The sequence below is a fragment of the Paraneptunicella aestuarii genome, from assembly GCF_019900845.1.
Lineage (GTDB): Bacteria > Pseudomonadota > Gammaproteobacteria > Enterobacterales > Alteromonadaceae > Paraneptunicella > Paraneptunicella aestuarii.
In genome coordinates this window covers 138186-164855 of the sequence record NZ_CP074570.1, presented here as the reverse complement: position 1 = coordinate 164855, position 26670 = coordinate 138186, and the positions used below count along the sequence as shown (strand labels likewise).

Genomic DNA, 26670 nt, shown 5'->3' with positions numbered 1-26670 from the left:
TACATTCATGCGCTTGCTGAAATACTGAGTTTCTAAATTTAGATATGTCGCAGTATATCGTATAGAAAAATCACGATTTATCATCCTTCAGAGCAGCAAAAAGCCCTTTAAGTTACTCTTTTTCTGGATCATTTATTTACCATGAAAAGATAAATATTAGACAGTCACAAACGTCTGAACTAAACATTTAAGTTATAGGGCGAGTTTAGCGCTGATATTTAAGTAGTAGGTCTATGGCACCATTTAACAGAATCAATACGGTTACAAGTCTGGAAAATTCAGCTCCTCCTTCCTGTGCTGCATTAACGGCGTTAGTAAATAATTCCAGCAATGTGTTATGCATTTGCAATTTAAATGGAGAATTTGAATTTGTGAATGAAACTGGGCTTCATCTGTTTGAATACAATGCCCATGACATGATGAGTAAGCCCTTCAATTACTTTGTTCATCCTGAAGATCTTGATGCCACCACAAATGTACTCATTAATATTTCAGCTCAACACGGCAAAAAGAATGCATTGGTCAATCGTATCAAAACATCCACAGGGGAATATAAGGAACTGAGCTGGATATTTGTTAGCGATCATAATGCGGGAAAAATTTATGCAACTGCAACGCTGACCAGTAATGTCAAAAACAGCCCAGCCTCAACACCCAGTTGTACAGATATGGATGCCGACTATATCTATTTGTCAGAAAAACTCACGGGTATTGGCTATTGGCGTGTCGAACTTGATTCAAGAAAGGTCACCTGGTCCGAACAAGTTTTCAATATTCATGATTTGCCTATTTCAGATGAAGCACCAAGTTGGGACAAGTGTCTGGCACTTTATCATGAAGACGACAGAGAAAAAGTCAGGCTGACATTAAAGCAGGCAATTCGTGAAAATAAACCGTTTTTCCTGCAATTTCGTCTGGTCACTCCAGCTAACAAATTGAAGCATATTCAAGCTCGCGGCTACGTAGAATACAGCGCCAACCAAACTCCTATCGCCATTGTTGGTACTTTTCAGGACGTATCGTTACAGGTTTCAACAGAAGAAGAACTGAAATATTTGTCGCACATCGTTAAACATGCCGGTATTAGCGTACTGGTTTGTGATCGCGAAAAGCGTATTGTCTGGGTGAATGAAGGGTTTGAAAAATTAACGGGCTATACACAGGAAGAAGCTGTGGGTTTATACCCTTCGCAAATGCTCCATGGCGAAGAAACCAGCGAAGAATCGAAAAGCTATATGCGTAGCCGTCTGGCGAATAACCAAACCGTCGATTGCGATATTCTTAACTACAACAAGAAAGGGGAAAAATACTGGATACGGCTGTCTATCGCGCCCATTTTTGACAGCAAAAATCGAGTAACCAGTTATCTGGGTATTCAAACAGATATCACCCAGAACAAGCGCAGTACGGAACTCATGCGCCAAGCAAGCCATCTGGAATCGTTAAATGTCATGATGGGGGGTATTGCCCATGATTTTAACAATGTATTGGGTATTGCACGTTCCAATCTTGAACATCTCAACTCCAAATATGCTTGCGCTAATGCAGGCAAAGAAAACATTGATAATACCTTTCACGCTATTGAAAGAGCAGCCGATCTTACGCAAAAACTACTCAAATTTTCCAAATCGCGAAAGGTCAAGAAAACGCCTAATCATATTCAAACCTGCATACAGGAAACACTTGTATTGCTTGATAAGTCTTTCGCTAAAACCGTAGATAGTCATATTGAAATGATCGATGAGCCAATCTGGTGCAACCTGAATAAATCCGATTTTGAAGATTGCATTATTAATTTAACCCTCAATGCAAAAGAAGCGATTGAAGGCCGGGGTTCGATCACTATCAGCGTAGATAGGGCAAGGCCAGTATTAAATTGCGCTGCGGGCTTCTTTCCGGAAGAACTACCTGATGCAACCTATTGCCACATAAAGGTAAAAGACACAGGCTCAGGTATTCCTCCAGAAAATCTGGATAAGATATTCACTCCATTCTATACCACCAAGCCATTAGGAAAGGGCACCGGGCTAGGGTTAAGCATGGTTTACAACTTTATCCGACAAAGCAGCGGTTATATCGGCTTAGACAGCGACAAGTCAGGCACAGAAATTCACTTGTGGCTACCAATATGTGAGCCCGATGAATCGAAATCTCCCTCAAAATCCGAATCACAAAAGAAAGATGCCAAAACCTTGAAAATACTCTTATTGGATGATGAGCAGGAACTATTGAAGATCACTTCAATTTTATTGGAAAGTGATGGTCATAACGTTACTCGTTGCAGCAATGCTCAGGAAGCCTTAAGCAGACTGGAACAAGACACATATGATCTGGTTCTCTCAGACATACTGATGCCTGGTGAAAAACAACCTATTGATGTCGTAAGAAAGGTAAATGAAAACGCTCCCGACACCAAGATACTACTCATGAGTGGCTATCAAGGTACGGATAATCAGGAGTTAAGCGCTTACCCTATCTTGCAAAAACCTTTCTCTCGAGAAAAATTGCGGGCATCTATTTCAGAGCTATTTCGATGAACAAATCCATTTGTAACTTACGTGATAACTTCCCTAATGAGCAATCTCATGCAGGAAAAGAAGATGAGCAAGAAAGACTGAATCGCTATCTTCAAAAGATAGCCAGAGGGACATCTCACGATATAAATAACGTGTTCACTTACATACTGGGCATGGCAGAGTTGGCACAACTACAACCAGACATTCCAGAATCCATGCAAAATGTGCTACAAAAAATTGTCACCTATGTGGAACGCGGACGGGGTATTACGCAACACTTAATAGACTATGGAAATAGCTTCCAATGCCGCTGTGAAATTTTTAATTTAAGCGTATTTCTGAATCGCTGGATCAGCGAATTAAATTTAACACTGCCTGAAAAGCAGAAAATAAAATTACAACTGGATAATAAGCAACTCAACATCAACGCCGACGAAAGCATATTAAAACGCGCACTGACAGCGCTGGTATTAAATGCCAGTGAATCCCTGCTAGAAGCAGAATCCTCTGTACAAGAAATCAATATTCAAGTTCAAACAATTGATGATCTAATTCTGGAAATTACTATTTCAGACAAAGGAATTGGCATTGAGCCTGATGATATGAGTAACCTTTTCACGCCCTTTAGCACTTCGAAGCGAGCAGCTAAACATGTTGGAATGGGTCTTACCGTAGCCGAACAAGCTGTGCTGATCCACGGTGGAAAAATTGAAATATCCAGCACGCCATATCAAGGGTGCGAGGTAAAACTCTTATTACCCGTTTTAGTGAAATAAACTTTTTTTCTTTTAAAATATTCTATATGTATTTCAATGAATTACTTTAAAATCCCCCTCTTTAGAGAACTATATTTTCCTTACTGAGAGTTAAATAGCAAGATTTCTCCTATAATTTGGTAACGCTTTCAGACAAAATAATATTCGTTCATGCTTTGGGAATATTGGAACAAGCACTAGCCTTCTATCCCATACACTGGAAGGAACAATATAAGTATCTAAGAGAGGAGTTTTGCTTGGCAACCTTGTTGTTAGTTGAGGACGATGAACAATTACTATCCGTAACGGCGGCATATTTTGAATTACACGAATTTAAAATATTTCAATCGGCCGATGCCGCTGGCTGTTTACGCGTTCTGGAAAATAATCACGTCGATCTGATTGTTTTAGATCTTACCCTGCCCGACGAAGATGGCTTGGTCTTATTAAGAAAGTTAAGAACCAAGGGAGACACCCCCATCATTGTCGTATCGGGAAGAACCTCGGGCGACGATAGGCTCGCAGGTCTGGAGTTCGGAGCAGACGACTACCTTTGCAAACCTTTTCTCCCCAAAGAATTACTGTACCGAGTCAACAACATCCTTTCCCGTACTGGCGTTAATAACAATACTTCAAGCATCTCTGAGTTTCATGGCTGGGTACTCAACCTGGATGATAAATCGCTATTTAGCGAAGACAACGAAGAAGCCCAACTCACTCGTCACGAATTTCAATTACTTTCGGCTTTGGCAAGGCATCCAGGCCGAATCTACAGTCGTGAAGAATTAATCGATATTTTTAACGATCTGGAAGGTCCCGAGAGCACTCGCGCAATCGACATAACCATAAGTAGATTAAGAAAAAAAATTGAAAAAGATGTAAAAAAACCAGAAATCATTCTCACGGTAAAAGGACTGGGGTATAAGCTTTCAAGAAATTCAAGTAGTTAACTCACAGTCTCAATACAACTCACCTCTTTTCGGTTACATAATTAACCAAAAAGCAGGTATTTCAGCGATTTTCGGCTAATTTCGCTGAATATTGAAATATTAGAGAAACATTAGAAAAACACGCTAGAAGCATTCAACGTTTATTATTGCACTCAGTTACCGGATATCTACACCAATATTCGGTACATTGGGACTATCCCTCCCTATTCACCGATGGTTCAAGGACGAACCTAATTTTCTTACTCCAATACTATTCATTCTCAGAACTTTTCAGCCTATTTTCATAAATCAATGTATTTTCCCACGGGCATGCAGGTTGTGGTGACATTAATGTAAACCCCAACTTCTCCAATAATGCTCTGGATGCTTTGTTGCCTGGATGAACCAACCCCCTTAACACGCTAAAACGACCAGACTCTTTAGCCACCTTCATCAAAGCAGACGTAGCTTCGTAGGCAAAACCAGCCCCTCTTCCCGCCGGCACAAAGCCATAGCCTAAATCCGGCTCCTGAAATTCTCTACGAGATAAAATACCCGCTAATCCAATTCTTGCGCCAGTGTCCTTACGGATCACCATCAACATGCCAAATTGTTTCTCTATATACATTTTGTGAGGAGCTTCATGGATGTGCTGCAAAGCCGCTTCGCGCGTTTTGACATTACGATCACCAATATAGGCAAGCCAGTCAGGATCATTCATTAATTGCACCAAGAAGTCGGCGTCATCTTCAACGAGTTGACGTAACACCAACCTTTCTGTATTTAACCCCAGTAAGCTATTTTCCATTCCTAATTCCTATGCTTTAGTACATCCAGTTCATGCAATAATTCATCAATTATTTGATAATCATGCGAAGATAATTTGGCCGCTCTTGGATATTGAGGTGAGGTTCGATCATTAATCCAATGTGGTTGTTTAATTTGCACTTTATGACTAAAAACGCCTTTATCGCTCTCCCTATCTTTATTTTTGTCAGTCCCATGCCACCCCAGAGTAGACAGAATAAATTCTTTTGCGAATTCTTCATTGGCAGCTTCAAGGCAACCAATCAGGCAAGTATCAATATATGACTGATACATGGGTATGTCTGAACAAGGTTGTCCAGGGTTGAGAACTTCGCACACCCAGATAGAGGCATTGCTGAATTCAGCGCCTGATTCATTCTCTAATTCGCCACGAGGCAATATATTAAGAGAATCGAAAGCAACCTGAGTAAAACGGTAGTTCATTTCTCTTTTCTGTAGATCATCTGAAATATGAGGCATGGCAAGCAAAACCCCGTTAAGACTGGCTCCTTCCTCTGGCACAGCTCCTACACTGGTAAAGCGCTCAATTGCACAGTTGGTTACCCAACCTCGCTGCCATCCATGCAGCCTCACAGGTACAGGTTCAGCATCAATATTGCTGTATACCTCACGACTATATTTACTCATTAAACTGCCGTAACCAACAACATAATGGTGAGTGTCAGACATCGATAGCATTGAGAGAAGCCTCCTGTGTAGGTGCATATACATAATGACCCATGCATTATGCAAAAGATAAGGAGGCAATAATAGCCGTGCTGTATTTTGTCTCAAACAAAGAGAGCGGGATTATATCCTTCGCCAGAATGGCACTACCAAATCATACTTCTATCGGATATCCCGCCTCGCTCCAGGCATTCATGCCACCGGCAACCGACATAACATTTTCAAACCCCATATTCATTAATGTCTGAGTCGCCAATGCAGAACGAGCACCTGAACGGCAAATCACATAAATAGGTTTACTGCTTAACTCTTCCAGCGCATTCATTGGCTCAAAATGATGGCTCACCGAAGGATGTTGATGAATCTGCATTTCCAGCATACCGCGAGGATAATTGACAGAGCGGTCAATATGCCCCTTGTCATATTCATCGGTTTCGCGCACATCAATAAGCACGGTGTGGTGATCATCAAGCGCAGACAACAGCGTCGCAACATCCACCTCTTTAATCACCGCTTTTGCTTCTGCTACCAACTGTTGAGAACTTTTCATATTAACCTCTTCTAAAGTACCGATTGCGTGAATACAACAATCGCCATAACCACTAAAAATATAGAAAACGATTTCTGTAATTTCTCTTTCGGCAAGCGTCCGCTTAGCCATATACCAGAGAAACTTCCGATGACTCCGCCGGCAATCATCAATCCGATAACCCACCAGTCAAAAGTAAAATTCTGTGAACTTAGCGCACTGTAGTATTTGAAAAATCCGGAAAAAGACTGCATGGCAATAATGACTAAGCTTGTGCCTACCGCCAACGACATGGACAAGCCGCCCAAAAAAATCAGCGCTGGCACAATGAGAAAGCCGCCACCGACACCAACAAAACCGGTAATAATCCCGACAAATAATCCATCCAGGCCAATCTTGATGATTTTGAGCTCGCCACCCTCACCACCAGCGCCACTTAATGAGTCTTTGGGTTTGCCGCGCCACATTAGAACCGCAGCCACAGACATAAGAAGAACAAACACTGCCAGCTGAATCTTGCTATCAACCATCACCCCAAGCCATGCACCACTATAAGTCCCTACCATTCCCGGGATGCCGAACAGCAGCACATGAGGCCATGAAACCTTGCGCTTGTAGATGTTCACAGAACTGCTTACCAGGCAAATCCCACCCACAATAAATAGCGACGAAGCAATAGCGACCTGCGCAGGCATATTCACTAAATACAGCAAAGTTGGCACTGTCAAAATGGAGCCGCCTGAGCCAAATACACCCAAACTTAATCCAATTATCAAGGCACCAATGATGGCATTTATCATAATTTCAGCCTCCCCGGTTAAGGGCTCAAAACTCACACTACTTAAAGCTGATTGATTGGGATCTTCAGGTATACCTGACCATTATCTTCTGCCGGGGGCATATGCCCGGCTCGAATGTTGACCTGAATAGAAGGTAGTATCAGACGCGGCATTTGCAACGTGGCATCACGCGTTTCCCGTCGAGTCACAAACTCGTCTTTCGACGTCCCCTGCTTCACATGGATATTGTTTAGCTTTTGCTCTTTGACCGTTGTCATGCTGTGATGCTCGCGCCCTTTAGGCGGATAGTCGTGGCAAACATAAATACGGGTTTCATCCGGAAGTGATAGCAATTTTCCAATGGAATCATAAAGCGTAGAAGCGCTACCGCCGGGAAAGTCACACCGAGCGGTTCCCACATCCGGCATGAAGATGGTATCGCCTGCGAAAACCGCGTCTTCGTTAACAACATAAGCTAAATCTGCAGGGGTATGACCCGGTACATGCATAACACGGATATGAATATTGCCGACTTCCAGAACATCACCGTCCGCAAATAGATGATCAAACTGAGCGCCATTAGGCAAAAATTCCTTTTCCAGATTAAACAAGCGCTTAAAGGTTTCTTGTACCTGCTTGATGCGCTCGCCAATGGCGATTTTCGCGCCCAATTTTTCTTTGAAGAAAGGAGCAGCAGATAAATGATCGGCATGGGCATGAGTTTCCAGAACCCACTCAACGGTTAACTCGTGCTGATGAATAAAATCCAGCACTCGCTCAGCACCATCAGTTTTGGTGCGACCAGATTTGAAATCAAAGTCCAAGACGGGATCAATAACAACAGCCAGTTTGTTTACTGTATCCTGCACAACGTAGGTGTAGGTTTCGCTGTCATTATCAAGGAATGACGATATTTGTACTGTGCCACTCATGATTTACCTCTAACGAAAGATTTACAGCCCGAATACTTAAAACAAATGCGGCATACCTGTTCGATTGCGCTGTCAAATTAGTCAGTTGCTAATCATTATAGGTTATACCTTATAACTGCTTGAAGTTTTAAAAATCTATCATGCCAATATTAAAAATTGATTAACCTCAAGCGTCATGAATTAGGGCAGTTCTAAAGTGAGTGCTATACTGCGCGCCAAATTGAATACGCAACAAATAACCATGCCCTGGATACAACTTAAAATTAATACTGAAAAAGAGCATGCTGAAAGAATCGGCGAGATGCTTTCTGCGAATGGTGCTCAAGCCGTCACCTTTACAGATGCCAAAAACGATCCTATCTACGAGCCCAAGCTGGGCGAGGTCACTCTTTGGCCTCGCACTCAGGTAATTGGCCTGTACGACGCAGAGCACGACATGACAAAAGTCATCAATAATCTGCGCAAAGCCAATGTGCTAGGCGAAGAATTTCACTACAAGCTGGATCAGCTGGAAGACAAGGATTGGGAACGCGAGTGGATGGATAACTTCCACCCGATGCAATTTGGTGAGCGCTTGTGGATTTGTCCAAGCTGGTGCGATGTTCCTGAACCATCGGCAATCAACATTATGTTAGACCCTGGTCTTGCATTTGGCACCGGTACTCACCCTACTACCTCTTTATGCCTAAAGTGGCTGGATGGTATCGACTTTACCGGTAAAACCGTTGTGGATTACGGATGCGGTTCCGGTATTTTAGCTATTGCAGCGCTGTTATTAGGGGCAAAAGAAGCCATTGGTATTGATATCGATCCACAAGCACTTGTTGCCAGCCAGGACAACGCTGAGCGTAATGGCGTAGCCGATAAGCTAAAACTCTACTTACCCGACTCACAACCTGAATACAAAGCCGATGTGGTTATGGCAAACATTCTGGCTGGTCCTTTGGGTGAATTACGCCACATCATCACTGGCTATTGTAAACCTCAAGGTCTCATCGTGATGTCAGGTATTTTAGACACTCAGGCAGAACATGTTTCCTCTCTGTATAGCGAAGACTTCAAAATGGATCCGGTTGCACTTGAAAGTGAATGGGCTCGATTAACCGGGGTCAGATTCACTTAAGTGAAATTTTGAAGCTCAATTACATCTTATTAACAAATAACAGGGTGTAAAACAGGGCGGATATCGACTAAACCGAGATCCGACCTGTTCGATGGAATTGCAGGCGAGAACAAGGATGTTTAGCACTTTTAGCCATCAAATTGTGCTCAAAATCAACAACCTGTGGTGCTTGTGTCTGGCAATTGAGAGACGCCTTTTTGACCATCCTCAAAAAATTTTACTTTTGTTTAATTTCTAGCCTTTTCAAGCTCGTAAAAAAACCGTAAACTTAGCGCCCTTTTTGGAACCTGAGCATTTTTTGCCCAATTTTATTTATTGATTTTGATAATGTACATCGGCCCGTATCAATTGGAAAACAATGTGGTTTTGGCACCGATGGCCGGAGTAACGGATCAACCGTTTAGAGAATTGTGCAAATCTCTTGGGGCAGGACTTGTGGTCTCGGAAATGCTTTCAAGCAATCCCAGGGTGTGGGAGTCTGAAAAATCTCTGAAACGCATGGAACACAGCAGTAAAGAAGGTCTTCGCTCTGTGCAGATTGCAGGTTCAGAACCAGAGCAAATGGCATTTGCAGCACAATATAACGTCGAGAAAAACGGCGCTCAAATTATTGACATTAATATGGGTTGCCCAGCCAAAAAGGTGAATAAGAAGCTCGCAGGCTCAGCTCTGCTGCAGTTTCCTGACTTGGTTGAGTCCATTATAAAAACTGTTGTCAATGCGGTTTCTGTACCCGTTACGTTAAAGTTTCGTACAGGTTGGGATCCGGATAATAAAAATGCAGTACAAATCGCGAAGATTGCCGAAGATAACGGCATTCAAGCTTTGTCGCTGCACGGCAGAACAAAAGCATGCCTTTATAATGGCGTCGCTGAATACGACACCATTAAAGCAGTTAAAGGTTCAGTGAATATTCCGGTTCTAGCGAATGGGGATATTACGTCAGCTCAAAAAGCCAGACAGGTTTTGGATTATACCAATGCAGATGGTGTCATGATTGGCCGAGGTGCTCAGGGGAATCCCTGGATATTTCGGGAAATTCATCATTATTTGCAAACCGGTGAGCAACTTCCCTCGCCAACATTGCAGGAAGTTTACTCAGTATTGAGTGGACACATCAGCAATGTTCACCGTTTTTACGGTGAAGTAATGGGAGTTCGTATTGCCCGTAAACATGTAGGGTGGTATTTGGCGGAACGTGATCCAGAAAGAACGTTTCGAAAGACTTTTAATGCTCTGGAAAGTGCTCAAGCACAACTAGATGCTTTGGAAGCAATTTTTTATCGGTGGGCAGGCGAAGCACCAGAAGAGTGTTCTCCTGCTGCGTAATGTAAATTAAAACAACTTTAAAGAGCAGACGTGCATGTTTGATCAAAATGAATCTTCTTCTCCATTCACCACTACGGTGACTACACCTTCTCAAACTCAGGCGCAAAAGCCTTTACGTGATTCGGTAAAACAGGCCGTAAACAAATACTTGAAACAGTTAAATAATCACGAAGATATCGACAACTTGTATGAGCTTGTATTAGCGGAAGTTGAAGCGCCTCTGCTTGAAGAAATCATGACTTATACCCGTGGTAACCAAACTCGTGCAGCCACTATGATGGGCATTAACCGAGGCACGCTTCGCAAAAAATTGAAGCACTACCACATGGGCTAATATAGACCAGACTTGAAAGGCACCCCACGGGTGCCTTTTGTTTTTATGCTAAGGGCAAAGAAAAATAAATGCCCTAAAATGTAGTAATTCCATCGTATTTTGAGGTAAGAGCATAAATGAAAACCCCAAAACCCATCCGCAGAGCATTACTTAGCGTCTCCGATAAAACAGGCATCGTCGAATTCGCCAAAGCCTTGGCAACTCAGGGCGTAGAGATTCTTTCCACTGGCGGAACAGCTAAGCTATTAGCTGAAAACGAGATCCCTGTTATTGAAGTATCAGATTACACAGGGCATCCGGAGATCATGGATGGCAGGGTTAAAACATTACACCCGAAAGTACACGGCGGCATTCTGGGACGTCGAGGCCAGGACGAAGCAGTGATGGATCAACACAACATTCAACCCATTGATTTGGTAGCGGTTAACCTGTATCCCTTCGCAGAAACGGTTAGCAACGATGATTGCTCTCTTGAAGATGCTATCGAAAATATTGATATCGGTGGGCCAACCATGGTTCGCGCAGCAGCGAAGAATCACCAAGATGTAACAATTGTAGTTAACGCCGCCGATTATGCGAAAGTTATCAGCGAAATGCAGCAAAATAACGGTTCTGTTACCGCGCAAACTCGTTTCAGTTTGGCGATTTCTGCATTTGAACACACCGCAGAATATGACGGCATGATCGCTAACTACTTTGGCGGAATGTTACCAGCCTATGGCGAAGAGAATAATCCCGAAGCTGAAGGCTCTATCTTCCCACGTACCATCAATATGCAATTCACTAAAAAGCAGGATTTGCGTTACGGCGAAAACAGCCATCAAGAAGCAGCTTTTTACGTAGAAAATAACGTTACTGAAGCCTCTGTTGCCACTGCTCAGCAGCTTCAAGGTAAGCCATTGTCCTACAACAATATTGCCGACACAGATGCCGCACTGGAATGCGTTAAAGAATTCGAAGCACCAGCCTGTGTCATTGTTAAACACGCGAACCCTTGCGGTGTGGCTATCGGCACTTCGCTGTTAGAAGCCTACCAACGCGCATTTAAAACCGATCCTACTTCTGCCTTTGGCGGCATTATCGCCTTCAATGGTGAATTGGATGCAGCAACCGCAAAAGCCATTATTGAGCAACAGTTTGTCGAAGTTATCATTGCGCCATCGGTACATGCCGATGCAGCGTCTGTATTAGCAGCCAAGCAAAACGTACGCGTGTTGTCATGTGGTTCATGGCAAGGACAATTAACCGAAGAATATGATTTGAAACGAGTTAACGGCGGCATCCTGGTTCAGGAACGCGACTTTGGCATGGTGGAAATGGAAGACCTGATCACCGTCACCGAGCGAGCACCAACCGAGCAGGAATTGAAAGACTTACTGTTCACCTGGAAAGTTGCCAAATACGTTAAATCTAACGCCATTGTCTATGCCAAGGATCAAATGACCATTGGTGTTGGCGCAGGCCAAATGAGCCGAGTCTATTCAGCAAAAATCGCGGGTATCAAGGCACAGGATGAAAATCTGCAAGTAGCGGGTTCAGTGATGGCATCAGACGCCTTCTTCCCATTCCGTGACGGTATAGATGCAGCCGCAGCGGCTGGCATTACAGCTGTGATTCAACCTGGTGGTTCAATGCGTGATGAAGAAGTTATCGCCGCGGCCAACGAACATGGTTTAGCCATGGTGTTCACTGGTATGCGCCACTTCCGTCATTAATTCTCTTAATTAGCGATACATCGGTCAGGTAGACTGACCGATGCGTTTGCTTACAAGATTATGCAGATCAAAGACTTGGGATGGTGTGAATGACTGGGCAGATGGTCTACAATGCTCAGCACGCCCTGTATCTTCGACAACCCATTCAGAGAAAAATATGAAGAAAATCATTGCCTCACTTTTGTTTGCCGTTGCAGCCAATAGTGCTGTTGCCGACCCAATTGCTGATGCAGTTGCGCATCCTGATCGCCCTCTGGAACAACGCATGAGAGATGAATATCGTCATCCTCAACAGACTTTGCGTTTCTTTGATATTCAACCCGACATGGCAGTTGTAGAAATTTGGCCAGGTGGTGGCTGGTACGCCAATATCCTTGCACCCTTATTGCAGGAAAAAGGCAAATATTACGCCGCTCACTTTTATATTGATGAAGAAACAAAAGACTATTATCGCAAGGCTCGTGAAAAGTTTGCCGAGAAAGTAAAAAATCATCCTCCCTATAAAAACGTTGAACTAACATCTTTTCATCCACTCAAAAATGATCAGAAGATTGCGCCTGATAATAGCGTGGATCGTATTTTGACCTTCCGTAATGTCCATAACTGGTACATGTATAACAATGAAGAAGGTCTAAATGGAGCATTCAAACAATTTTTTGCAGCATTAAAATCTGGTGGACAGTTGGGAATTGTTGAGCATCGTCTGCCAGAAAACGCTAACGACGCCGATCAGCAGCGTAGTGGTTACATGAAACAGTCCTATATTATTCAACTTGCTGAAAAAGCAGGCTTTAAGTTAGTAGCAAGCAGCGAGATTAATGCTAACCTAAAAGATACAGCACAACACCCGAAAGGGGTATGGACATTGCCACCTCGTTTAGCATTGGGTGAAGAAAAGGAAGCAGAATATTTGGCCATCGGTGAAAGTGACCGTATGACCTTGAAGTTTATCAAACCGTAAGTAAAAAGCCGTAATGAGAGTATTAATTATTGGTAGCGGTGGTAGAGAGCACGCTCTTGCCTACAAAGCCGCTCAGTCACCGACCGTAGAGAGCGTCTTCGTTGCACCGGGTAATGCTGGAACTGCAATGGAAGACAAAATCAAAAATGTTGCCATTGATGTTGAAGATTACGATGCATTAATTGCTTTCGCTAAAGAAAGCAGTGTCGATCTGACCATCGTTGGGCCGGAAGTGCCACTGGTGGCAGGTATTGTGGATCTTTTCGAGGCCGAAGGACTGAAGATATTTGGGCCCAGCAGAGGCGCTGCACAATTGGAAGGTTCCAAAGCATTTACCAAGGATTTTCTAGCTCGTAATAATATTCCAACTGCGGCCTATGCCACATTCACCAACGTAGACAAAGCCTTGGCTTATTTGCATGAACAATCTATTCCGATTGTCATCAAAGCTGACGGCCTGGCTGCGGGTAAAGGCGTTGTGGTAGCAACCAAACTGGAAGAAGCAGAAGAAGCCATCAAAGACATGCTGGCAGGAAACCGCTTTGGTGATGCTGGTAGCCGTGTGGTCATCGAAGAATTTCTGGATGGTGAAGAAGCCAGCTTTATTGTCATGACTGATGGAAAGTGCATTCTGCCTTTTGCTACCAGCCAGGATCACAAGCGTGTGGGCAATGGTGATACAGGCCCCAATACTGGCGGCATGGGTGCTTATTCCCCCGCACCAGTGGTAACGCAAGAAATTCATGATCGCGTCATGAAAGAGGTAATCGAACCGACAGTGGAAGGCATGGCGAAGGAAGGCAACAACTATGTTGGTTTCCTATATGCTGGCCTGATGATCATGGCCGACGGTAGCCCGAAAGTCATCGAATATAACTGCCGATTTGGAGACCCCGAAACACAGCCTATCATGCTAAGAATGAAGTCTGATTTGGTGTCATTATGCATGGCGGCGCTGGATGGCACACTTGCCGAGCAAACCATTGAGTTCGATCCAAGAGCATCAATTGGCGTCGTGATGGCTGCGGGTGGTTATCCTGGCGGCTATATCAAAGGTAAGGTAATTAGAGGTCTTCCCACTAAACATAGTGACGATAAGAAAGTCTTCCATGCTGGCACCAGCTTGCAAGGCGATGTGGTTGTTACCAATGGTGGCCGCGTACTTTGCGTAACAGCATTGGGAGACACTGTGACTGAAGCGCAGCATAAAGCTTATCAGCTGGTACGTAATATCCGTTGGGATGATGCCTATTATCGTGACGATATTGGCTATCGCGCTATTGCACGAGAGAAATAGCGCTCAAATAAAGCGATAGACGATAGATCAATAAGCAGGATAAGAAAAAGCACAATAGCTCACACTATTGTGCTTTTTTATTCACTCAATTATCTGTGGCCTCGACACTGATCTTCTTCGCCAATGTCTTCATTCCAAAGTTCAGGGTGAGTTTCAATAAAATCTTCCATCATTTTAATGCACTCAGCATCTTCTAAGACTTCAACTTCAATGCCCCTGGAACGCAATAAGTCTTCTTCGCCCATAAAGGTTCTATTTTCACCAATAATCACTTTGGGAATACCGTATAAAAGAATCGCTCCAGTACACATAGCGCATGGGGATAATGTGGTATACAACACGGACTCATGATAAACCTTGGCAGGTTGGCGACCAGCGTTTTCAAGCGCATCCATTTCACCATGCAAAGTGGCACTGCCCTTTTGAATTCTTCTATTATGTCCCCGCCCCAGCACTTTTCCTTTATGTACAATCACGGATCCGATTGGGATACCACCTTCCTGCAATCCTTGCTTTGCTTCATCTATTGCTATCCGCATAAATTCACTCATGCGCACTTACCTCAAATACTCGTTAAGCAAAACCAATCAGCTAGTCGCGAAACTTTCTATATCAAGCTGATCCTCGAAAACCCAATGTTGTAGTGCAGCAACAATACTCCTGACATCATGTAATGCATTGTGCTCCTGACCAGCGACTTCCAGCCCAAGGCTTTTTGCCAGTCCGCCACTATTGATTTCGCCAAACTGTATTCCTGAATTACGCAGCAATGGCTTGATGTCTCTCAACCCAGCATTAAACTCTGGCCAGTTGACCGAATTTAACGCGCAATTCTCGCGCAACACATTCACATCATTTCCCCACGAGAATCCGGGTAATTCTCCATAATGACAAAATTGATGGAACTGTCGTAAAACAGATGAGAAATCAACCGCTAGCTCCTGAATCATTGTCTGTGTTATTCCCGTCAATTGAATAATGTAATTACTCAATTGCGGATTAATAACAGGCGTCACCAACTCATTAAACGTCTCTGTTATTTGCAATCGTTGTTCAACAACGCTTACTTTTACTGCCGCCATCTGGATGAGTTCACGATGTTCCCACGGCTCTGACCACTGGCGCTCTCGCGAACCAGGCCAGGCGGTAAACTCGGTATCAAATACAACAAACTCAACCATCGCTATTCCAACAAACGCTCTTTCAATAAAAGAATACATATCATCATAAGGCTTAAATACACATTCGCGAATTGAAGAGCCCGCTCAATGGCGTTATGTTTTTAAACGGCACTATGGGTAACTTTACTATGGAGTAATAACAAACGAATTGCAAACCCGTACAGATATACATAAATATTTGTCTTTATTAGGAAAAGTAATACAAAAACTGTAGACACTTAATACTTTGATATGTATTAAATTTCTCCGCCTACGTATTCGATTAGTACCACTTGGAAGAGAAATTCTTTGCGCTGATACCTTGACCCACTTCACTAGGGAGCTTATAAATAACGCTCTTAACTTGATAGAGTGTTTATGTCAGTCAAGCATCCCATTATTGCTATCACGGGTTCTTCAGGCGCAGGTACAACTACCACCACTAACGCGATCCGTCATATTTTTCATAATCTGGATCTCAATGCCGCTATGGTATCGGGCGACAGCTTTCATCGATATACGCGTCCAGAAATGGAAGTGGAAATCCGTAAAGCTCAGGAACAAGGTAAGCACATTAGTTACTTTGGCCCCAAAGCCAATGACTTTGTTGCTTTAGAATCTCTGTTTAAAGAATACGGACAAACAGGACGAGGCAAACATAGACAATACTTACACTCATTTGACGAAGCCGTTCCCTTTAATCAAATGCCGGGTACATTTACACCTTGGCAAGATTTGCCAGAAAATACCGATTTGCTTTTCTATGAAGGGTTACATGCCGGTGTTGTAACAGAAGATGCGAATGTTGCAAAACATGTCGATTTATTGGTAGGCATGGTGCCTATTGTAAACCTGGAATGGATCCAGAAAATTGTGCGAGACACTTCCGATCGCGGTCATACCCGTGAAGCGGTTATGAATAGTATCGTACGCAGCATGGACGACTATTTTAACTACATCACCCCTCAGTTTTCGCAAACCCACGTGAACTTCCAGCGAGTTCCCACGGTTGATACGTCCAACCCTATTAGTGCCAGAGAAATTCCTTCTTCAGATGAAAGCTTTGTTGTTGTGCGTTTCCGCCGTGAAATGCGCAATGTCGATTACCCCTATTTGTTACAAATGATAGATGGTGCTTTTATGTCGCGCATAAACACTATGGTTGTGCCCGGAGGGAAAATGGGGTTAGCAATGGAGCTTATTTTGTCACCACTGATTGAAGAGCTGCTTGAGAAGAAACGTCGCGCCTCAATGCAAATGGATTGGGTTACGGATCAAAAAAATTAAGCCATTTGATCTTTAAGGACATTTTAGCAGGCACTGTTTCGGTTATTTTATAACTCCACAAAATAGTTCCTTCAAAGTGAAACAGCATACAAACTTTGTAACAAAGCAGAGCCGCCAAGCTCTTCCCCTTGCTTTTGTAATGCCCCATATTCACTTATAGTTGAAAACAAATAAACAGGAATGTCAGGTAGCACTATGGGACAAGAAACCCCCAAAATTCTGGTAGTAGATGACGATATGCGCCTACGCAGCTTGCTAGAGCGCTATTTAGTAGAACAAGGATATCAAGTTAGAAGCGCAGCGAATTCCGAGCAAATGGAACGCCTACTGGAGCGTGAGAATTTCCACCTGATGGTGCTTGACCTCATGTTACCGGGTGAAGATGGCCTATCAATTTGCCGCCGCCTACGCCAGAACAACAATGAAATCCCAATCATAATGCTCACAGCCAAAGGCGAAGAAGTTGATCGCATCATTGGCCTTGAAATGGGTGCTGACGATTATCTGCCCAAACCATTTAATCCTCGTGAGTTGCAAGCGCGAATCAAAGCCGTTCTGCGTCGCAATACCAGTGAAGCTCCAGGCGCGCCTTCCAAGGAAGAGCAAATTGTTCAATTCGCTCAGTACACCTTAAACCTGGGTACTCGCGAAATGTCCAATAACGGGCAACCGATGGCACTAACCAGCGGCGAATTTGCAGTGTTGAAAGCACTTGTGACCCATCCAAGAGAGCCGTTGTCACGAGACAAACTGATGAACCTTGCACGAGGTCGTGATTACAGTGCATTAGAGCGGAGTATTGATGTTCAGGTCTCTCGCCTGCGCAGAATGCTTGAAGAAGATCCAACTAACCCTCGCTATATTCAAACTGTTTGGGGTTTGGGATACGTTTTCGTTCCAGACGGTACAGAACAAGCACAAGCCAGTTAATTGTTGAAATTACGTTGAAATTACATCATCAGCCGCCAAATTTGGCGGCTTTGTTATCAGGAAAAATCAACCCATGCACTTAAAACCTAAAAGTGCATTCGGTCAAACCGTGCTATTGATTGGCATTCTTTTGCTGATCAATCAGGTCGTTTCCTACTTATCGGTTACTTACACCTTTATTCGCCCCAGCTATCAGCAAATCAACAGCCTTCTGGCCACCCACATCAAAGTCCTCTTCATGCAGGATGTTGATCATCTCAGCCCAACATTCCACAAACGATACTTCGAAGCCACTGGCATACGTATCTATACGGAAGCAGGAGCTGTAGCGAACGGGTTGGATAACGCGACCTATTACCAGTTTTTATCCAAGCAAATGAGTGACGCTCTGGGTGGAACGGCTGAAGTTCGAATTACGCCAGGAGATCCCTATATGTTTTGGGTAAATCCTCCACAAGCGCCGAATATCTGGATAACAGTGCCAATGACTGGAGTGGGCGAGGCCGATATTTCACCACTCACCATTTATTTACTGGTGATTGGTATTTTGAGTGTTGCCGGCGGCTGGATATTCGTGCGACGGCTAAACAGGCCACTACAAGCCTTGTCCAATGCTGCCATTGCGGTTGGCAAAGGCGAAATACCGCCACCACTGAAAGAAGAGGGAACCAGCGAGATTATCGAAGTAACACGAACCTTTAACCAGATGGCGAAAGGTATCAAACAGCTGGAAGATGACCGCGCTTTACTCACAGCCGGCATTTCACACGACTTACGCACCCCTTTAACACGCATCAGGTTAGCCTCTGAAATGATGTCGGAAGATCAAGAATGGATCCGCGACGGGATTATTCACGACATTGAGGATATGAACGACATCATCGATCAGTTCACTGAATATGTACGGAAGGATTGTTCAGAGAAGAGCGAAAGCACAGATATTAACGAACTCATTCAAGAAGCTGTGCAAGCGCGAAACATAGAAGGGCACCATCATATTGCGTTGGATCTCAATCCATTGCCCAGCTTTAATATTCGTCGTGTCGCTATAAAAAGAATTCTTGATAATCTCATTGAAAATGCCTTTCGATATGGCAGTGATGAAATCATTATTACGTCCAGCCATAACCCTAAACAGGGAACCGTAACCTTTGCAGTACGTGATTTCGGCACAGGGATCCCGGAAAGCGATGTAGAAGGCTTATTTAAACCCTTCGCCCAGGGAGACAAAGCGCGCGGTTCAGTAGGTTCAGGATTAGGTCTTGCTATCGTTAAACGTGCAGTGGAGTTACATAACGGTACGATTACATTACAGAATCACTCGGAGCAAGGTCTTGTTGCCACGGTAACACTTCCTCTAGACGGGAAACGCTCTTACAAAAAGGTATGAAGTGAAAAAGATAGTAGGCTGAGTGCCTGAGTGCACCTACAACTGGATACACCTGAAAACCAACGTCAAATAACATCTCAACACGGTCTCAGCCTTGTCATTACAAATGAACCACTATCATCATACTGACGTGTGAATGGGTCGAGAAAGAGACATTACCAAGTGTTTAAAGTCTACTTCTGTTTCATTTCGCAGTCGTTCAATATGAAATTGTGCTTCATCATTCGGGATAGATTTATCCCACTTTTTAAAGTCCTCTTTTGGAAAAGTCTGTAAAAACAGAGACTTCACTGCAACCTTTGCAGACTCCATATCATCAAAATATTCAGAATTAACCAAACAAGTACTAATAACTTCACTTCGTAGCATAAGTATATTCCCTGCTCCTTGTTAATAATCGAAGTTTAGCAGCTATTAGAATAAATCAAAGAGGGGAAGTGATTTCCATATCGAATTAAAAATTATAAACAAGAAATACAAATGTAAAATAATAATAAAGAAAACAAAAATAGATTATTTAACCCATTAAAAACAATGGGTTAAATAAAAATAGAGAATGGGCAATCTGAAATATCAAAAACTAAATTTCAACCACCACATTTAATGTTTTATATCTGGATCACCAATTTCTTCAACAAACATTTCTTCAATATCTTGTGCAGAAAATTGATATTCAGCCAAACAATAGTGGCAGTTGGTTACGATACTACCCTTTTCTTGCAGAATATCCCAAAGCTCTTCTCTAGGGATCCCGGCTAATGCATTAGCAATCTTTTCGCGGCTACAACTACATGAAAAAGTGACAGGAACAGGTTCATACAGCTGTACATCTTCTTGATGATAAAGACGATGAAGAATATCCCCCACAGGCAAATCCACCAATTCATCACAGGTAATCGTTTGAGTTAACTGGGATAAATGCTCAAAACTCTCATTTTGATTTTGATGAGAAATATCGGACTCAGGTATCACTTGTAACAGCATTCCAGCAGCAACAGCTTCATCACCTCTTAAACGAGTATGCAATACCACTTTTGTTGCCAGCTGTTCTGATTGTTGAAAATACCCTTCCAGACACTCAGCCAACGAAGGCTTATCCAAAGCAACCACTCCCTGATACTGTTGCCCTTTTTCCGGCATGATAGTAATCGCCAAAGTGCCTTTGTTATCAACCAATTCAGTAAAACACTGATCCGAGATACTTTGATCAAAACGGGCAATCGCTCGCATCTGTTGATCATGTGTACCACTGACAACCGCATACTTTAGGCCACCCTCACTCTGGATCTGGAAACTAACCTCACCTTTAAACTTTAAGGTTGCTGTCAACAAGCTGGTTGCCAGCATCATTTCTCCTAACAGTTGCTGTATAGCAAGTGGATACGGATGAGATTCCAATACGGAATGATAACTATCTTTCAATTGAACCAGCTCACCACGGATGTTGGCATCAGAAAAGATAAATCGATGCAATTGGTCTAGTGTAGGTTTACTCAAGGGAACTCCGGAAATTCATAAAATCTAATAATTCAACACCATTGATTATGCTAAATAGCTGTTCCAAACTATCAATCAGTAACAGAAAGCTTTGAGCAGCCCCTCAGCCCTGCTTTTCACTTAATGAATCGGCGAAGCGGCTGTGGAGCCTCAAAGGATTGATTCACGGCGAGTCTGCGATAAATTTCTGTGGCTGACTTGCAGTTAATCACACTTATTTAGCTGTGTTTTAACTTAATAATCTCACGACGCTGTTTTTTGTCGGGTCTGTTATCTGGTTTGGGGCTATGAAAACTATGAGTTTGGCGAGCCAATCTGTTTTTTTCACGCTTTTCGATACTCTCAGGCGTTTCGCTATATAAAGTCTGTGCAATAGCGGCTCCCTGACGCTTGTCAGTAATAGCCTCAATGACAACCTCTTTATTATCGAAACCCTGAGGTATTACAACAATAGCACCCAACTCGACTATCTTGCCGGGTTTGGAGCGCGCATTGTTATAGTGAACCTTACCAGATTGAACCATGTCTCTGGCAACAGCTCGCGTTTTAAAGAATCGAGCTGCCCACAACCACTTGTCCAGGCGAACCGGAGGATTGTCAGAAGGTTGTGATTTATCAGCCATAATAAATCCAAAATTCAGTTACCCAACTTGACCGCGAATTATACCTCAATTTTACGGCGCTTCGAGCCACTGGGTCAGGTTTTATAAAAATGATAAGTTACTGCATATAAATAAGTGTAGATTGACTGCTACTGTTTAATCGACAAACTTTGCAGAATGAGCATTTTTTAAGCATTTCGATGCTAACTTGGAATTTTTCTCAGAAAAATAATTTCCCAGCCAATGTACCAACACCTCTAGGCAAAAGAGCAATGATGTGCAAATATATTACCGATTACATTTCGTAACAGGCTTCTGTTCAGCAATCATTCAATGAATTGCCTTAAGGTGTGAGTCTGGTGCTCTTTTAGATATCGTGAGCTTGATGCCTTGTATATGGAATTTGACAAAAAAAACGCCTCTCTTGTTATTTTTTTGTAATTAGTCTGCATTAGAGTTGTACCCTTTTTTGTGACCATCTATTATGTGCAGCCTTGCATCAGGGTAGAGATTTGCACAACATTCGGAATTTAGACGACAAAAAGACGAATTTTTATGACAACTAACGGAATTTCCATCAATCAGATGTGGCAGTATTTGCAACGATACCAGCAGTATATTAATACTGTTGTTGTCGTGCTGTTGGTTGTCTATTTGGTGATGTTGGCAGCAGAAATAACCTGGCGGTTTATTCCAGAACCTGAACAGGAAGCTAGCGCGCAAAACCAACAGAGTGCTCGAAATACTCCTCGTAATAACCAGCAACAATCAGCAAACATAAACGGCATTCAACGCTTAAACCTGTTTGGGAATGCCGAAGAAAAGCCGGTGAAACAAGAAGTCGTTGTTACCGACGCACCCCAGACTAATTTGAATTTGACACTTACTGGTGTTGTTTCTTCTACAGAAACGCAGGCAGGCGCAGCTATTATTGCTAACAAGGGGACACAGGTAACCTATGGTATTGGTGAGAAAGTAGAGGGCACTAACGCAACTGTTCACGAAGTTTACGAAGATCGAATCATCATTCAAAACGGTTCCCGAATGGAAACGCTAATGCTGGAAGGTGAAGACTTTGAAAAACTTGTTGATGAACAAGTTGCAAGAGAAGTAGAACCTGAACGCGAAGTGCTGAATAAATACCGTAGCCCTGTCCCCCTGAAAGAACTTAATGATGTGCGTAACAAACCCCTACAGTTCGTTGATTACATCGACATTCAGGTAGTGCAAAACGAAGGAGATGTCGAAGGTTTCCGTGTTAATCCGGGTAAAGACAAGAGCTTATTTAGCGAAGGCTTTTTACAACCCAACGATATTATTACCAGCATTAATGGCTTGGACTTAACCGACCAGGAACAAGCTAAACAAATGTTTGAAGTGCTAACCCGGGCACAACAATTACAAATCACCTTGATGCGAAATGGCATTGAAGAAGAAGTACTGATTGAACTTCCTGAACAAGGTCAAGATGAATAAGGATAAGAAAATGAGGCTTATCACCCAAGTCCTAAAAACCCTGCTAGCGACATCGGTATTCTTACTACCGACAGTTGCCAGCCCCGCTTTTGCAGCGGAATACTCGCCAAATTTCAAAGGCACTGAAATCACCGAGTTTATTAATATTGTTGGTAAAAACCTCAAAAAAACCATCATTGTTGACCCTAACGTACGCGGTAAAATTACCGTAAGAAGTTACGATCTTCTTTCTGAAGAGCAGTATTACCAATTCTTCCTTAACGTTCTGCAAGTGTACGGTTTTGCGGTTGTAGAAATGCCAAGTGGCGTACTGAAAGTTGTTCGCGACAAAGACGCCAAAACATCGAATATTCCGGTTATTGACGGTCAGGTGTTCGACGGCGATGAAATGATCACGCGAGTGGTTCCGGTTTATAGCGTCCCTGTACGCGAACTAGCCCCTATTTTGCGCCAATTAAACGACCAGGCTGGCGGTGGTAACGTTATCAGTCACGACCCATCGAACGTAATGATGCTCACCGGACGTGCAGCAGTAGTAAACCGATTGGTAGAAATTATCGAACGTGTAGACCAGGCCGGTGACCGTGAAGTTGATATAGTTAAACTGAGATACGCTTCAGCCTCAGAGATGGTTCGTATTATTGATAGCATCAATAATTCCCAGGCCAAGCAAGCGACACCAGCCAATCTGGAACCCAAGATTGTCGCCGATGACCGTACCAATAGCGTTATCGTTAGTGGTGATATCAAAGCCAGACAACGTATCATTACCTTGGTTGAACGCTTGGACAAAGAGCTTGAGTCCAATGGTAATACACGCGTTACTTTCTTGAAATATGCCAAAGCCGAAGACTTGGTGAAGGTACTTCAGGGTGTAAGCGCCAGTATTAGTGCAGAAGAAAACAAAGGTGGAAACGCTGCCGGTTCACGTCGTCGTAACAGCGGTCGAGATATCAGTATTGATGCCCATGTTGATTCCAATGCACTGGTTATCACTGCAGAACCCGACATGATGGCTTCACTGCAAGAAGTTATTCGCCAGTTGGATGTACGCCGTGCCCAAGTTCTGGTTGAAGCCATCATAGTAGAAGTCTTTGAAGGTGACGGCACCAGTTTGGGTGTTCAATGGGCAACAGAAGCAGGCGGTGGTCAGCAGTTTACCAACGGTACAGTGCCAATTGGTTCATTAGCTGTAGCAGCCGATCAAGCCCGCGACAAAGTCATCCGCAGCAATGTTATCGGTGCAGATACTGGAACCGTAACACCAGTGGAAGAAACCCAGGAAGGCGACCCTACCCTGTTAGCTAATCTGCTAGGCTCTGTGAATGGCTTCCTTGTAGGCGTAATTAAAGACGACTGGGGCGCAGTTATACAAGCCGTGAGTAGCGATACCAACTCCAACATTTTGGCAACACCTCATCTGACCACAATGGACAATGAAGAAGCATTTTTTATTGTGGGTCAGGAAGTGCCAATTATCACAGGTGCATCAACCGGCTCTAACAACAGCAACCCATTCCAGACCGTAGACCGTAAGGAAGTGGGTACCAAGTTGAAAGTAACGCCCCAGATTAACGAAGGCTCGGCTGTACAGTTGATTATCGAGCAAGAAGTATCCAGCGTCAGCGGTGCTACCAACGTGGATATCGCCATTAACAAGCGTGAAATCAAAACCACGGTTATGGCTGACGATGGCGATACCATCGTACTAGGTGGAATGATTGACGAAGACGTTCAGGAAAGTGTTTCCAAAGTTCCATTACTTGGCGACATTCCTATTCTGGGTCACATATTCAAATCGACCACAACCAGCAAACGTAAACGTAATCTGATGGTATTTATCCGCCCAACGATTATTCGTGACGGCATTACCATGAATAAGATCAGCCATCGCAAGTACAACTTTATTCGTGCAGAGCAATTGAAGCGCCAAGCTGAAGGCATTCCTTTGATGCCACTCACTGACGGGCCATCTCTTCCAGATTGGAAAAATCCGTTAGAGTTACCACCATCATTTGAAGAATACCTGCAAAATAAAGACAAGGAGCAGGACTAATATGTCAGCGAACGCAGAAATGTCGGTAAACGATGACATGCCTGTTGATGAGATTCCTGAAGCAGAGGAGCTTCTGGAAGCTCAAGATGGCGAAATAGAAGAACAAGAGTATAAACAACTTACCTTCGGTTTCGCCAAGCGTCATAAGGTACTGCTGAATGTCGCCACTTCGCCTGTCACTATTTACTACACAGACGAAACCGAATTTCCTGTGTTCGCAGAAGTTCGCCGTTTTATCGACGAACCTATTACTCTGGAAGAAGTTGACACCACCCGTTTTGAAAAACTGCTAACCGACACTTACCAGCGTGATACCTCCGCAGCCAAACAGCTGATGGAAGATATCGGTAACGAGTCTGATTTGTTTTCTCTTGCAGAAGAACTGCCTGAAACAGAAGACCTTCTGGAAAGTGAAGATGATGCGCCCATCATCAAGCTTATCAACGCCATGCTGGGTGAAGCCATCAAAGAAGGCGCATCCGATATTCACGTTGAAACCTTCGAGAATCAGCTGGTTGTGCGATTCCGTGTTGATGGGGTACTCAGAGAAATCTTGCGTCCGAACCGTAAACTCTCATCCATGCTGGTTTCCCGTATCAAGGTTATGGCAAAGCTGGATATCGCTGAAAAGCGTGTTCCTCAAGACGGGCGTATTACACTACGTATAGCAGGCCGCGCAGTTGACGTGCGGGTAAGTACCATGCCAACAGGTCATGGTGAACGTGTCGTATTGCGTTTGTTGGATAAAAACAATGCTCGTCTTAATCTTGAAGATTTGGGCATGACCTTGGCCAACCGTAATACCTTTTCCGACCTTATCCGTAAACCACACGGTATTATCCTGGTTACCGGGCCAACAGGTTCAGGTAAAAGTACCACGCTTTATGCAGGTCTTTCCGAGATCAACTCAAAAGACCGTAATATCCTCACCGTAGAGGATCCGATTGAATTTGACTTACCCGGCATTGGACAAACTCAGGTTAACCCCAGAGTAGATATGACCTTTGCTCGTGGATTAAGAGCCATTTTGCGTCAAGACCCGGATGTGGTCATGATTGGTGAGATGCGTGACCTTGAAACAGCACAAATTGGTGTACAAGCCAGTTTAACAGGTCACTTGGTGCTTTCCACCCTTCACACCAATACAGCAGCGGGTGCAATCACTCGTTTAGAGGACATGGGAATAGAACCCTTCCTGTTATCTTCCAGTTTACTTGCCGTTTTATCGCAACGCTTGGTGCGAACCCTCTGTAACGAATGCCGCGAAGAGCATTTACCTACAGAGAAAGAAGCCGCCATGTTAGGTATTGCAAGCGATAAAATAGCGCATACACACATATACTCACCAAAAGGCTGCCCAGCCTGTAATTACACAGGTTATCGCGGTCGTACAGGCATTCATGAACTACTCGTCGTTGATGAGCAGATCCGTGAGTTCATTCACAATGGTCATGGTGAACAGTCCATTGAAAAATATGTGCGTAAATTTACCCCAAGCATCCGTGAAGACGGTTGCTCAAAAGTACTGGCAGGCGTAACAACACTGGAAGAAGTATTACGAGTTACCAGGGACGAATAA

Annotated in this window: 24 protein-coding genes; 15 read left to right on the top strand and 9 right to left on the bottom strand. The window is 43.6% G+C overall.

Annotation, left to right across the window (positions count from 1 at the left end; translation table 11 throughout):
• The first annotated feature begins 233 nt into the window (after nt 1-233).
• The 3 genes from KIH87_RS00730 to KIH87_RS00720 all read left to right on the top strand — a co-directional run bounded on the left by KIH87_RS00730 (nt 234) and on the right by KIH87_RS00720 (nt 4221).
• Nucleotides 234-2537: a PAS domain S-box protein gene (locus KIH87_RS00730; RefSeq protein ID WP_232359629.1), complete on the top strand. Its 2304-nt coding sequence runs from the start codon at nt 234-236 to the stop codon at nt 2535-2537.
• The gene (locus KIH87_RS00725) at nt 2534-3292 is read left to right on the top strand and encodes a sensor histidine kinase (protein WP_232359628.1); all 759 of its coding nucleotides are present in this window, start codon (nt 2534-2536) and stop codon (nt 3290-3292) included. Before KIH87_RS00730 ends, KIH87_RS00725 begins: the two co-directional genes overlap by 4 nt.
• Before the next feature lie 236 nt (nt 3293-3528).
• On the top strand, nt 3529-4221 hold the full coding sequence (locus KIH87_RS00720; RefSeq protein WP_232359627.1) for a response regulator transcription factor: 693 nt from the start codon (nt 3529-3531) through the stop codon (nt 4219-4221).
• Between the two features lie 250 nt (nt 4222-4471).
• On the opposite strand, the gene KIH87_RS00715 is transcribed toward KIH87_RS00720, so the two are convergent.
• The 5 genes from KIH87_RS00715 to KIH87_RS00695 all read right to left on the bottom strand — a co-directional run bounded on the left by KIH87_RS00715 (nt 4472) and on the right by KIH87_RS00695 (nt 7934).
• Complete coding sequence (locus KIH87_RS00715) at nt 4472-5008, bottom strand: GNAT family N-acetyltransferase (RefSeq protein WP_232359626.1); 537 nt, start codon at nt 5006-5008, stop codon at nt 4472-4474.
• Between the two features lie 2 nt (nt 5009-5010).
• The gene (locus KIH87_RS00710; protein WP_232359625.1) at nt 5011-5706 is read right to left on the bottom strand and encodes a gamma-glutamylcyclotransferase family protein; all 696 of its coding nucleotides are present in this window, start codon (nt 5704-5706) and stop codon (nt 5011-5013) included.
• A gap of 142 nt (nt 5707-5848) precedes the next feature.
• A complete protein-coding gene (locus KIH87_RS00705; protein ID WP_232359624.1) occupies nt 5849-6244 on the bottom strand; it encodes a rhodanese-like domain-containing protein in 396 nt (131 codons plus the stop codon).
• An 11-nt stretch (nt 6245-6255) separates the two neighbouring features.
• Nucleotides 6256-7023: a sulfite exporter TauE/SafE family protein gene (locus tag KIH87_RS00700; protein ID WP_232359623.1), complete on the bottom strand. Its 768-nt coding sequence runs from the start codon at nt 7021-7023 to the stop codon at nt 6256-6258.
• A gap of 41 nt (nt 7024-7064) precedes the next feature.
• A complete protein-coding gene (locus KIH87_RS00695) occupies nt 7065-7934 on the bottom strand; it encodes an MBL fold metallo-hydrolase (RefSeq protein ID WP_232359622.1) in 870 nt (289 codons plus the stop codon).
• Between the two features lie 241 nt (nt 7935-8175).
• Between KIH87_RS00695 and prmA the strand changes: the two genes are divergently transcribed.
• The 6 genes from prmA (at nt 8176) to purD (ending at nt 14693) form a co-directional block, all read left to right on the top strand.
• On the top strand, nt 8176-9057 hold the full coding sequence (prmA, locus tag KIH87_RS00690) for a 50S ribosomal protein L11 methyltransferase (protein ID WP_232361401.1): 882 nt from the start codon (nt 8176-8178) through the stop codon (nt 9055-9057).
• 327 nt (nt 9058-9384) lie between these two features.
• On the top strand, nt 9385-10386 hold the full coding sequence (gene dusB, locus KIH87_RS00685) for a tRNA dihydrouridine synthase DusB (protein ID WP_232359621.1): 1002 nt from the start codon (nt 9385-9387) through the stop codon (nt 10384-10386).
• A 34-nt stretch (nt 10387-10420) separates the two neighbouring features.
• Nucleotides 10421-10720 carry a DNA-binding transcriptional regulator Fis gene (fis, locus tag KIH87_RS00680; RefSeq protein ID WP_232359620.1) on the top strand — a complete coding sequence of 100 codons (300 nt, stop codon included), beginning with the start codon at nt 10421-10423 and terminating at the stop codon, nt 10718-10720.
• A gap of 116 nt (nt 10721-10836) precedes the next feature.
• Entirely contained in the window at nt 10837-12435 is a 1599-nt protein-coding gene (gene purH / locus KIH87_RS00675) for a bifunctional phosphoribosylaminoimidazolecarboxamide formyltransferase/IMP cyclohydrolase (protein ID WP_232359619.1), read from the top strand.
• A gap of 157 nt (nt 12436-12592) precedes the next feature.
• The gene (locus tag KIH87_RS00670) at nt 12593-13396 is read left to right on the top strand and encodes a class I SAM-dependent methyltransferase (RefSeq protein WP_232359618.1); all 804 of its coding nucleotides are present in this window, start codon (nt 12593-12595) and stop codon (nt 13394-13396) included.
• 13 nt (nt 13397-13409) lie between these two features.
• Entirely contained in the window at nt 13410-14693 is a 1284-nt protein-coding gene (gene purD, locus KIH87_RS00665) for a phosphoribosylamine--glycine ligase (protein WP_232359617.1), read from the top strand.
• A gap of 89 nt (nt 14694-14782) precedes the next feature.
• On the opposite strand, the gene KIH87_RS00660 is transcribed toward purD, so the two are convergent.
• Together KIH87_RS00660 and KIH87_RS00655 are read right to left on the bottom strand one after the other, a co-directional pair.
• Nucleotides 14783-15244, bottom strand: a complete 462-nt coding sequence (locus tag KIH87_RS00660; RefSeq protein ID WP_232359616.1) for a nucleoside deaminase — start codon at nt 15242-15244, stop codon at nt 14783-14785.
• 36 nt (nt 15245-15280) lie between these two features.
• On the bottom strand, nt 15281-15874 hold the full coding sequence (locus KIH87_RS00655) for a 3'-5' exonuclease (protein ID WP_232359615.1): 594 nt from the start codon (nt 15872-15874) through the stop codon (nt 15281-15283).
• Nucleotides 15875-16231: 357 nt separating this feature from the next.
• Here KIH87_RS00655 and KIH87_RS00650 point away from each other — a divergent pair, with 357 nt between their 5' ends.
• From KIH87_RS00650 to envZ, 3 genes are all read left to right on the top strand, one after another.
• On the top strand, nt 16232-17140 hold the full coding sequence (locus KIH87_RS00650; RefSeq protein WP_232359614.1) for a phosphoribulokinase: 909 nt from the start codon (nt 16232-16234) through the stop codon (nt 17138-17140).
• A gap of 195 nt (nt 17141-17335) precedes the next feature.
• Nucleotides 17336-18070: an osmolarity response regulator transcription factor OmpR gene (gene ompR, locus KIH87_RS00645; protein ID WP_232359613.1), complete on the top strand. Its 735-nt coding sequence runs from the start codon at nt 17336-17338 to the stop codon at nt 18068-18070.
• Between the two features lie 73 nt (nt 18071-18143).
• Nucleotides 18144-19460: a two-component system sensor histidine kinase EnvZ gene (gene envZ, locus KIH87_RS00640; protein WP_232359612.1), complete on the top strand. Its 1317-nt coding sequence runs from the start codon at nt 18144-18146 to the stop codon at nt 19458-19460.
• A 600-nt stretch (nt 19461-20060) separates the two neighbouring features.
• Here the strand turns inward: envZ and hslO are convergent.
• Together hslO and hslR are read right to left on the bottom strand one after the other, a co-directional pair.
• Entirely contained in the window at nt 20061-20957 is an 897-nt protein-coding gene (hslO, locus tag KIH87_RS00635; RefSeq protein WP_232359611.1) for an Hsp33 family molecular chaperone HslO, read from the bottom strand.
• Nucleotides 20958-21175: 218 nt separating this feature from the next.
• Nucleotides 21176-21580, bottom strand: a complete 405-nt coding sequence (gene hslR, locus KIH87_RS00630; protein ID WP_232359610.1) for a ribosome-associated heat shock protein Hsp15 — start codon at nt 21578-21580, stop codon at nt 21176-21178.
• Nucleotides 21581-22114: 534 nt separating this feature from the next.
• Here hslR and gspC point away from each other — a divergent pair.
• The 3 genes from gspC to gspE are packed head-to-tail and all read left to right on the top strand — an operon-like array spanning nt 22115 to nt 26670.
• Nucleotides 22115-23035 carry a type II secretion system protein GspC gene (gspC, locus tag KIH87_RS00625; RefSeq protein ID WP_232359609.1) on the top strand — a complete coding sequence of 307 codons (921 nt, stop codon included), beginning with the start codon at nt 22115-22117 and terminating at the stop codon, nt 23033-23035.
• Between the two features lie 10 nt (nt 23036-23045).
• Nucleotides 23046-25091: a type II secretion system secretin GspD gene (gspD, locus tag KIH87_RS00620; RefSeq protein ID WP_232359608.1), complete on the top strand. Its 2046-nt coding sequence runs from the start codon at nt 23046-23048 to the stop codon at nt 25089-25091.
• Nucleotides 25092-25128: 37 nt separating this feature from the next.
• Nucleotides 25129-26670: a type II secretion system ATPase GspE gene (gspE, locus tag KIH87_RS00615; protein WP_232361400.1), complete on the top strand. Its 1542-nt coding sequence runs from the start codon at nt 25129-25131 to the stop codon at nt 26668-26670.